The organism is Actinomycetospora sp., assembly GCF_055612215.1.
The window spans coordinates 1-9,332 of sequence record NZ_JBVPVA010000638.1; the positions used below are offsets into that span (position 1 = coordinate 1).

Consider the following 9,332-nt stretch of genomic DNA (forward strand, 5'->3'; position numbering starts at 1 on the left):
GCCCCCGCAGCCGGATGCGGTGGCGCGCCAGGCGGCGGGCGAGTCTGCGGTCGTCGGCCCGCAGCCGCTCCGCGATCTCCTGGAGCTGCCGTTCGTTCCCGGCGCTGACCACTTCCACCGCCTCCTCCTGTCCACGACGTCCTCGGGCCCCGCTACGGGGACCCGGCGTCGGCCCGGTGCGGACCGGTGCCGTTGCGCGAGCGCCGGCGCACCCGCACCGACGTGGGACGGGGCGCCTCCCCCGTGCTGTCCCGCGGCCCGAGCAGGCCCCGCGCGTCGTGCACCCGCACCGAGGAGTGCGCGGACGGGCAGCCGGGCGCGGTGCACGTGAGCGCCACCATCCACGCGTCGGTGCGCTCGCTGCGGAACAGGAACCCCAGGTAGAGGGCGTCGCCGACTGCGAACGCGGTACCACCGCAGGCCCCGCACCCGATCTGCTCGCGCGCGAGCTGGGCGCGCACCCGCTCGCGCTGGGCCTCGTCGAGGGCGACGAGGTCGGCCGGCTCGTGGGGGCTGTTCGTCGCGGGCATCAGATCGCCACGTCCTTGTCGTAGTACACGTTGTCCTCACGCCAGCCACCGGCGCCGCGCCCGATCACGTCGTAGGAGGACACGAGCTCGATCCGTTCGATCCACTTGACCATCTTGAAACCCACCTGGTTCTCGATGCGCAGCCGCAGCGGAGCGCCGTGTTTGATCGGCAGCGAGCCGCCGTTCATCCCGTAGGCGAGCAGCGAGTGCGACTGCCGGGCGAGATCGAGGTCGATGACCTCGTAGAACCGGCCTCCGCCCTCGGAGCTCGGCTCGTCGCGGGCGTTGTCCTGCACGGACAGCACGCAGAGGTAGCGCGCCTCGGGCATCGGCCGGACGTGGTCGAGCAGCTCGCGCAGCGGCAGCCCCGTCCACTCCCCGATGCTCGACCAGCCCTGGACGCAGTTGTGCAGCACCCGCTGGGTCTGCACCCCGCCCAACCCACGCAGCTCGTCGAGCGAGAGCCGCACCGGCCGCTCCACGAGCCCCCCGACGTCGAGGCGCCAGTCGGCGAAGCCGTGCACGGCCAGGGTCTTGTAGGCGTCGGAGTCCGGCGGCTTGCCATTGACCCGGTGCTGGGGCGAGAGCGCGGCCCGGGAGTAGTCCTGGCGCGACACCAGCGGGCGCAACGTCAGCAGCCGGACACGCTCGAGGACCGCGCCGAGCACCCGTTGCACCGACCGCGGATGCCGCAGGCTCCAGACCGTGGCCGCGACGTGCAGGAGCACGATCGCCGCGATGATGGCCAGCGAGGCCGCGATCGCCCACCGGGTGTCGCGCACCTGCCCGAAGATCATGAGCGAGTTGAGCTCGCCCCACCCCCACAGCGCGATCATCGTGACGTGCACGACGACGAACGCCAGGAACGCGACCAGCCCGAGGAAGTGCAGGCTGCGCGCGCTCTGCCGACCGCCGAAGAGGCGCACGTACCAGGGGAAGCGGGCCTCGACCGCCGGTGACTGGGCGGCACCGGTGAGGATCTGGAACGGCGCGAGCAGGAAGATCACCGCGGCGTAGGTGAGCTTCTGGATGCCGTCGAGCGGCTGGCCCGGCAGCAGCGGGGGCAGGTCGAAGCTCAGGTAGGTCAGCAGGTCGTTCCAGGCGGTCGGGAAGATCTCCCACGAGGTCGGGATGTAGCGGTGCCACTGCCCGGTGCCGAAGAGCAGGACGACATACGCGACGCCGGTGCCGATCCACCCGAGCACGGCCACGAAATGCCAGTGCCGCCCCATCCCCAGCATCTTCCGGCCGGGCAGGGCGATGACCGGCGACCAGCTCTCCTCCTCGTCGAGGGTGTCGTAGAGCTTGTCGGTCGGCATGGTCTTGCGGGTGAATCGGGCCCATTCGGTCCCGGGCCGACTGTCGTCCCGCCAGAACAGCTTGGGGTAGCTGGCGAGGATCTCGTGACCGCTGCGGATGAGCAGGGTCAGGAACAGCACGTTGAGCCAGTGCTCCACGCGCAGCCAGACCGGGAAGTCCAGGGACGGCACCGTCATCACCCGTCAGTCGTGCCAGCGTCGCCGGTCGGGCACCGCGACCGTGACGCCGAGCACCAGCGAGGCGTGCAGGAGCAGGAAGACGGCGGAGACGCCCGTCACCGCCGTCCCGCCGGGGTGGTCCCAGCGCCCGACAGTGCCGGCGACCCCGGGCAGGCCCGCCGTCCGGCTCGCGATCCAGAGTCCGATCGACGTGGCGCAGAGCAGGCTCCCCACGCCCCAGCCGAGCGCGGCCACGAGCCGCGACCGCGCCGCGGTCACCGCCGCAACCGCGACCACGGTGAGCACGCCGGCCAGGACGAACCACACCTCGAGCCAGCGCGGGTAGCCGGCCGTGGCGAGCAGGGAGACCTGCGGGGCGCCCACCGCGACGAGCAGCACCACCCCCAGGCCGGTCGTCGTGCGCGGCCCAGCGAACGCCACCCACCGGTACGCGGTGAGCGCCGCCCGCAGCCGTCCCGCTTCGTCCACTCGACGAGCCTACCGTGTTTCGTGCAGACCGCACGTCATCCTTATAGAATGACGTGCTGTCCGGTGCCAGAGAGGAGGTTGGATGACCCTCGACCCGTCCGCGCCGATCCGACTCTGGGACGAGCTGTGGATCGACGACATCAACCTGCCCGCCGACCTGCCTGCGCGCCGTCGTGTCGCCCTCGCCGAGGCCGTCGCCCACGCCGAGCCCGTCACCGGTGACGGGCGGGGCACCGTCGGGGTCCGCCGGTACGGCCCGGGCTGCATGGCCCTCGCCCTCGGAGGGTGCTTCGACCGCGACGCACGGGACCTGCTGCAGGCCCTCTCCGACGAGGTGCCGTCCCTGGCCCACCGCGAGATCGCCCTCGACCTCTCCGGCCTCGAGCGCTGCGACGCGATGCTGGCCCGGGCGATCGGACGCCTGCGGATCCGGTGCCTGACCCGGGAGGCCCGGGTCGAACTCCACGACCCCCCGGCGGCCCTCGCGGTCGAACTCGGTCGGCCTGTCATCGGTCGAGGTCCGTGGCCAGCACCCGCCCCGTGAGCGAGCCCTGACAGAAGTGGTGGCAGGACGACCCGTGGCCCTCCCCGACGCGGTTGGTGGGCCCCTCGCCGGGCGGTGACCTGCTCTTGAGCAGCGCCTGAACCGCCCTCGAGACGGACCCACCGGCGGCCGATCTCCGCGGTCCGTTGGGCGGTGCGACGGTTTTCCTCGGTTCTCCCGAAGGCGGTCCGTGGCACTCCTCGGCAGTACGGAGTCGGGCCTGTGGGCCCGCCCGCGATGGTGGAGGACGACGACGATGAGCTCGGATGCGACGACTCGTGCACCGGAAGAGGATCAAGACGATCGTGGGGCGACCACGTCGGGAACTGACGGCGCGGCGGCTGCGGGCAGCGGTCTGCGCGCGCGGGCACCCGACGGAGCCACCTTCGCCGGTCGAGACCCCGCGGCGGCAGCGGCGCGCACGGTGTCGGGACAGAGCCCGCCCCGGTGCCCGGCTCGAACCCGGGCCTACCGCCACGGGGCGGTAATCGCCGAAGGCTTCCCGGTCGCCGAGATCAGCGACCACCTCGACAGCGACCCGGACACGTTTCGTCTGGCTGGACCTGCACGACGCCGACACCTCCGACCTCGGCGTGATCACCGACGAGTTCGGGCTCCACCCCTTGGCCGTCGAGGACGCGGTCCACGAGCACCAGCGACCCAAGCTCGACCGGTACGACGATCACCTGTTCCTGGCCGCCTACGCGGTTTCGCTCGACACCGCGAGCGGTCAACTGGCCGCCAGCGAGATCGCCGCCTTCATCACCCCCCGAGCACTGATCACCGTCCGCAAGGACGACGGATTCGACCCCGGGACCCTCGTCGCCCGGTGGGACGGCAGTGGTGATCTCGCCGCCCACGGCGTCGGCTTCCTGGTGCACGGGCTCCTCGACCAGATCGTCGACGGACACTTCGCCGCCGTGCAGTCCCTGGACGACCAGATCGAGGAACTCCAGGACCAGTTGTTCAGCGAGGTCGATCCGGGCCGGCCCCTGCAGCAGCGCAGTTTCGAGCTGCGGAAGTCGCTCGTGCTGCTGCGGCGGGTCGTCCTGCCCATGCGCGAGGTCGTCAACACCATCATGCGCCGGGACCTGCACGTGCTCGACGACACCCTCACGCCGTACTTCCAGGACGTCTACGACCACGTCCTGCGAGCCACCGAATGGACGGAATCACTACGCGACCTGGTGACCACCATTCTCGAGACCCGCCTGACCATCCAGGGCAACCGCCTCAACGAGATCATGCGGAAATTGACGTGCTGGGCTGCGATCATCGCCGTGCCGACCGCGGTCACCGGGTTCTACGGCCAGAACGTCCCCTACCCCGGTTTCCAACAGTCCTGGGGCTTCCTGACCAGCCTCGTCCTCATGGTGGTGATCGCAGGTGGGCTCTACCTCTGCTTCAAGCGGAAGAACTGGGTGTGACACGTGGACGATCTCTCTCGACACGCGCACGGCGGGATGTCGGACGCGGGCCTCGTCGCCCGGCTGCGCACGGTCGCTCGGAACCGGATCGGCCCCACCGAGCAGTCGCTCATCGTCGCGTGGTGCGGGTTCGGCACGACGTTCGGAGCCACCCGGGCGCTCACCCACTGGATTCGCGCGGGCCACGGTCCGGCGGGCGGCGGTATGAGCGCGGGCGGGCGCCACCTGCACCACTACAACATCGGGATCCTCCTGCTCGCCGCCGTCGGAGCTGTCGCCCTGCGCGGTGAGGAACGCCACCGACGGCATCCGGTCACCGCGACCGCCTACGGCAGCGGCACCGCCCTGATCGTCGACGAGCTCGCGCTCCTGATCGACCTCGAGGATGTCTACTGGGCGCGCGACGGCCGCACGAGCGTCGATGCCGCGATCGGGCTCCTCGCGCTCGGCGGTGTGTACCTGGCCGCGGTGCCCTTCTGGCACGGAGCCGCTCGGGAGGTCCTCGCCACCCGATCCGGAGGCCGCCGTCGCGGCGCGAGCGTCTGACGGCCCACCATGAGTAGAACCCAGGCCGATGCCGGTTCGGCGGACCGCCGGACCCAGCGCAGGACCAGCCGGGAGTACGCCTCCCCGTGAGCGTTCAGCGGGAAGCGCCCTCGGGGACGGTGAGGGCGAGGATGGCGGCGTCGTCGGCAAGGCCGGGACCGAGCGAGGTGAGGAGCTCGGCCAGCGCCCCAACCATCTCGCGGGCATCGAGGCGGACGAGCTCGGCGACCAGGTCGGGCAGGGCCTCGTCGATCATCGAGCCGTCGGCTCGGCGTGCCTCGGTCAGGCCGTCGGTGTACAGCACGAGCCCGTCGCCCGGTCCGAGCACGGTGGAGGCCTCGACGAAGCGCGGCGCGGCGAGGAGACCGACCGGCTGGCCGCCGATGGTGTCGAGAGCCTCGACCTCCCCGCTCGCGCGCACCACCAGGACCGGCGGGTGGCCGCCGCTGGCCAGCGTCACGCGGAACCCGCCGTCGAGCGGTGTGAGCAACCCGAACAGAACGGTGCACCACCCCGTCTCCCCCTCGCCCCGTTGTCCTCGCAGGCCGGCGTCGAGGGCGGTCAGCACCGAGATCGGGTCGCTCTCGTACACCGCGGTGGCCCGCAGCGTGTACCGCAGGAGCGAGGTCACCACGGCCGCCGTCGACCCCTTCCCGCAGACGTCGCCGAGGAAGAAGCCCCAGCGGTCCTGCTCGAGCGGGAACAAGTCGTAGAAGTCGCCCCCGATCTCCTCCACCTCCGCGGTGTGGTAGTACGCCGCGGCCTCCAGCCCAGGCACCTGCGGCAACGCCGGCGGCAACAGCGTGCGCTGCAGGGTGGTGGCGAGGTGTTGCAGGCGTTCGCGCTCACGGTCGGCCGCCTGTCGAGCCCGGAGGAGCTCACGCTCGTACGCGCGGCGGTCGGCGGCGTCGAACACGGTCGTCCGCACGAGTAGCGGCTCGCCGTCGCGATCGGTCTTCATCATCGAACTGACGAGCACGGGTATCCGGCGCCCATCCGCAGCCACCATGTCCAGCGCCACCGACCGGACCTCACCCTGCATCCGTAGCAGAGGCGCGAAGTGGGTCTCGTGATAAATCCGGCCACCGACCGACAACAGGTCGCTGAAGCGCACCTGCTGGACGACCTCGTCGCGGTCTCGGCCGAGCCAGCCCAACAGGGTCGCGTTGATCTTGACGATCTGGCCGTCGGGCATGGTGGAGAGGTAGCCGCACGGCGCGTGCTCGTACAGGTCCTCGGTGGTCTCCTCGAGCAGCGCCGCGAACCCCTCGGGGGACCCCGGGGCGGGCGCGGTCACGGCTCCGCGGAGCGCGGTGACGCGAGGAACTCCCGGATCGCGGTGACCACCTGGTCGGGAGCGCTCAGCTGAGGACAGTGACCGGTCGCCTCGAGCATCACCAACCGGCTGTCCGGTAGCGCGTCGTGCACGTAGGAGCCCACCTCGACGGGCGCGATCGCGTCGTGTCGACACTGCAGGACCAGCGAGGGGATGGTGACGCGCGCGAGGTCCGCCCGGTTGTCCGAGGTGAAGGTGACCCGGGCGAAGTGGCGGGCGATCTCGGGATCGGTACGACAGAAGCTGTTGGTCAGCTCGTCGGCGAGCTCCGGCCGCTCCGGATTGCCCATGATCACCGGCGCCATGGCGCCCGACCAGCCCAGGTAGTTGCTGTCGAGCGATTCGAGCAGCTCCTCGATGTCGGCCTCGCTGAACCCACCGCGGTAGGGCGGGTCGTCGGTGTAGCGCGGCGAGGGGCTCACCAGCACCAGGCCGCCGAAGCGCTCCGACGCCCGCGCGGCGACGAGGACACCGATGATGGCGCTCACCGAGTGCCCGACGAGCACCGCGTCGGTCAGGTCGAGCTCCTCCGCGATCTGCACGACGTCCTGCGCGTACCCGTCGAGCGACGCGTACCGATCGCGATCCCACGCCGAGAGATCGGACCCGCCGGCACCGACGTGGTCGAACAGGACGAGCTCGTGCTCGTCGGCGAAGGCCGGGGCCACGAGCCGCCACATGTTCTGATCACACCCGAAACCGTGCGCGAACATCAACGCCCGCGCGCCCGCACGCCCGGAGACCGTCACCCGGTTCCTCGTGCGCGCGTCCACGCTCGGAGTGTCGCATCTCCGCCGGCCCGGAACGACGGCAAACGAACCGCCCAGCATCCGGAGCGTTCCTGAGCAGACGAACAAGCCACCGCCGTTGACGCCGGACCAGCCGAGCGCACAGTCCCTGCGTCGGGTCTACCAAGGGATCGCGGGCTGGAGCACCGATGCTCACCACGCCGAGCACGCGACCACGAGCGTCACGCGAACATTGAGCCCGAACGTGGTGCCCTCACCGAACGTCGAGGACAGCAGGACGGCCCGGACTCAGCGACGGACCTTCTCGGACCGAGCCCGACGCTTGGCGAGCAGCATCCTGGCCAGGTAGGCCGGGGACGGCGGGGTCCAGCCGAGCTGCTCGCCCAGGGTCCGGTCGTCGCGATTGGCCCAGTGCTCCGCGATCTGGCCGTCCTTCATCCGGAACCAGTGGGTCTGGGTGACCGAGAACGCGCGGCCGGTCGGCGGGAAGACCATCTTCACCGACTCGTCCTCCGCATAGGCGGTGAAGGGCCCGGTGTGACGCCCGGTCATGGTCGCGTGGACCACGACGACGTCGCCCTCCTGGACTGCTTCGTCGACCTCCCAGTGAAGGTCGGAGTAGGCCTCGCGCAGCCACAGCGCTGTCGCGTAGAACGCGTCCGGCCCTCGGCCGCGCGTCGCCGGCGGTTCGTGCGCGGACTCCCGGTTGTAGGCGTCCGCGCTGTGGAGCTCAGCGATCTCGTCCCGAGTCCCGGTGGCCATCGCGTCCAACGAGCGGATGCACACGTCCTTGTCCCCGGTGTGCGGCGTGGTCGCGGTCATGCGGTTGCCCCTCCCCTGGTCATGGCATCGTGGCGCAGCGCCGTGAATGGGGGAAGGTCTGCGGTGGTTCGGGCGAGCGGTACTCCGCACGGTGCCCTTGCGGTGACGCAAGGTCAGAAGATTCAGACCAGTGCTTCGGGGGCTCTCACGCGGCGGTCTTCGTGGAGATGATGTCGAGGGCCTGCTGGAGGTAGCTCTTGAATCTGGGGTAGTTCTCGCTCATCGGGAAGTGCCCGATCTCGCTCATCTCGAGGAACTCGGCACCCGGAATGCCCTCAGCGGTCCGTCGGCCGTCGTCGGGTGTGGTCAGGTAGTCGTACTCGCCGGTGAGCATGACGACCGGGCACTGCTCGGTGTCGATCTCACCCAGCCGGCCGCGCAGATCGTGGTCGACCGAGTAGTAGTACAGATCGCCGCGGAACGCCTCGGAGCCCTGGGTGTAGTAGAACCAGGTCTTCCAGCGGTCGGCCAACGGCGATTGCGGAGCCATGAGGTCCCAGGTCCCGCTGGCGGACACCTGGGCGGCGTTGGCGTGCGGGTGCTGCCACCAGTCCAGGAAGAAGCCCGGGGCGTGATCGGCCCCCTCCACCGGGATGACGGCGTGGAAGCGGTCGGGACGGCGATGGGCCAGGTCGAGAGCGACGTTCCCGCCGAACGACGACCCCATGAAGATCGGTTCCTCGAGGCCGAGGGCGTCGCAGAAGCCCACGACGAACCCGGTGAAGTGGTCGGTGGTCAGGCGGTACTCCGACGTCCACCATTCGGTGTTGTTCGGCGGATCCGACTTGCCGTGCCGCGGCAGGTCGTAGGCGATCACGCGGTACCGGCTGGTGATCTCGGGGTCTCGCAGCAGCTCGCGCCACTGGTGGTTGTGGCACCCCGCGGTGTGCTGGCACACCAGCGGTCGGCCCTGGCCGGCCTCCAGGTAGAACACGTCGTACTCGGCGCCCTCCACCTCCACGCGGACGTACCTGCCGACGACATCGTCAGCGTTCGCGGTCGACACGATGCTGTCCCCTCCTCGGTCGCACGGTGCTGCCCACTCAGCCGAGGGGCCCGGTGACCCGCAGGAGCTCGAGCTGGCGGGTCAGCACGCGCAGGTTCTGCATGATCACGAGGTGGTTGCCCTCCAGCGTCATGTCCCGTTGGAACGTGGCCGACCAGATGCCGTGACACATCGGGGGCGGGACCTCGGAACAGAAGCCCTCCCAGGTCTCCCGGCCTGCCCGTATGGCGAAGTCGTAGGGCTCGAGTGGACCAGGGTCAGTGACGAGATCCTCGATCTTCCCTCGGTGCATACGCACCAGGAAGCGGTGCTCGATCATGTCGAGCAGGTAGGTACACGAGAAATAGCGACCGTGCGCCTGGATCTCGTCGTCGCCGTCGGACAGCTCTCGGAACCGATCCACTG

The 9,332-nt window shown here is 70.4% G+C and carries 11 protein-coding genes; 3 read left to right on the forward strand and 8 right to left on the reverse strand.

The window, feature by feature from the left end:
- Positions 1–152 precede the first annotated feature (152 nt).
- From AC0CYZ_RS17425 to AC0CYZ_RS17435, 3 genes are read right to left on the reverse strand one after another with little or no spacing between them, the layout of a single operon-like run.
- Positions 153–530, reverse strand: coding sequence for a hypothetical protein (locus tag AC0CYZ_RS17425; protein WP_472217571.1), 378 nt, complete (start codon positions 528–530; stop codon positions 153–155).
- Positions 530–2,026 carry a molybdopterin-dependent oxidoreductase gene (locus tag AC0CYZ_RS17430; protein ID WP_472217573.1) on the reverse strand — a complete coding sequence of 499 codons (1,497 nt, stop codon included), beginning with the start codon at positions 2,024–2,026 and terminating at the stop codon, positions 530–532. The genes AC0CYZ_RS17425 and AC0CYZ_RS17430 overlap by 1 nt, the downstream gene beginning before the upstream one ends.
- 6 nt (positions 2,027–2,032) lie before the next feature.
- Positions 2,033–2,497, reverse strand: coding sequence for a hypothetical protein (locus AC0CYZ_RS17435; protein ID WP_472217575.1), 465 nt, complete (start codon positions 2,495–2,497; stop codon positions 2,033–2,035).
- Between the two features lie 82 nt (positions 2,498–2,579).
- Between AC0CYZ_RS17435 and AC0CYZ_RS17440 the strand changes: the two genes are divergently transcribed.
- The 3 genes from AC0CYZ_RS17440 (at position 2,580) to AC0CYZ_RS17450 (ending at position 5,014) form a co-directional block, all read left to right on the forward strand.
- On the forward strand, positions 2,580–3,041 hold the full coding sequence (locus tag AC0CYZ_RS17440; protein ID WP_472217577.1) for an STAS domain-containing protein: 462 nt from the start codon (positions 2,580–2,582) through the stop codon (positions 3,039–3,041).
- Between the two features lie 593 nt (positions 3,042–3,634).
- Positions 3,635–4,468, forward strand: coding sequence for a magnesium transporter CorA family protein (locus tag AC0CYZ_RS17445; RefSeq protein WP_472217579.1), 834 nt, complete (start codon positions 3,635–3,637; stop codon positions 4,466–4,468).
- A 36-nt stretch (positions 4,469–4,504) separates the two neighbouring features.
- Positions 4,505–5,014 carry a hypothetical protein gene (locus tag AC0CYZ_RS17450; protein ID WP_472217581.1) on the forward strand — a complete coding sequence of 170 codons (510 nt, stop codon included), beginning with the start codon at positions 4,505–4,507 and terminating at the stop codon, positions 5,012–5,014.
- Positions 5,015–5,108: 94 nt separating this feature from the next.
- Here AC0CYZ_RS17450 and AC0CYZ_RS17455 read toward each other — a convergent pair whose 3' ends face one another.
- From AC0CYZ_RS17455 to AC0CYZ_RS17475, 5 genes are all read right to left on the reverse strand, one after another.
- Entirely contained in the window at positions 5,109–6,311 is a 1,203-nt protein-coding gene (locus AC0CYZ_RS17455; protein ID WP_472217583.1) for a PP2C family protein-serine/threonine phosphatase, read from the reverse strand.
- Positions 6,308–7,123, reverse strand: coding sequence for an alpha/beta fold hydrolase (locus tag AC0CYZ_RS17460; RefSeq protein WP_472217585.1), 816 nt, complete (start codon positions 7,121–7,123; stop codon positions 6,308–6,310). The genes AC0CYZ_RS17455 and AC0CYZ_RS17460 overlap by 4 nt, the downstream gene beginning before the upstream one ends.
- A gap of 264 nt (positions 7,124–7,387) precedes the next feature.
- Positions 7,388–7,921 (reverse strand): ester cyclase, encoded by a 534-nt coding sequence (locus AC0CYZ_RS17465; protein ID WP_472217587.1) that lies wholly within the window; start codon positions 7,919–7,921, stop codon positions 7,388–7,390.
- A gap of 145 nt (positions 7,922–8,066) precedes the next feature.
- The gene (locus AC0CYZ_RS17470; protein WP_472217589.1) at positions 8,067–8,927 is read right to left on the reverse strand and encodes an alpha/beta fold hydrolase; all 861 of its coding nucleotides are present in this window, start codon (positions 8,925–8,927) and stop codon (positions 8,067–8,069) included.
- 37 nt (positions 8,928–8,964) lie between these two features.
- The coding region (locus AC0CYZ_RS17475; RefSeq protein WP_472217591.1) for a hypothetical protein at positions 8,965–9,332 on the reverse strand (368 nt) is incomplete at its 5' end.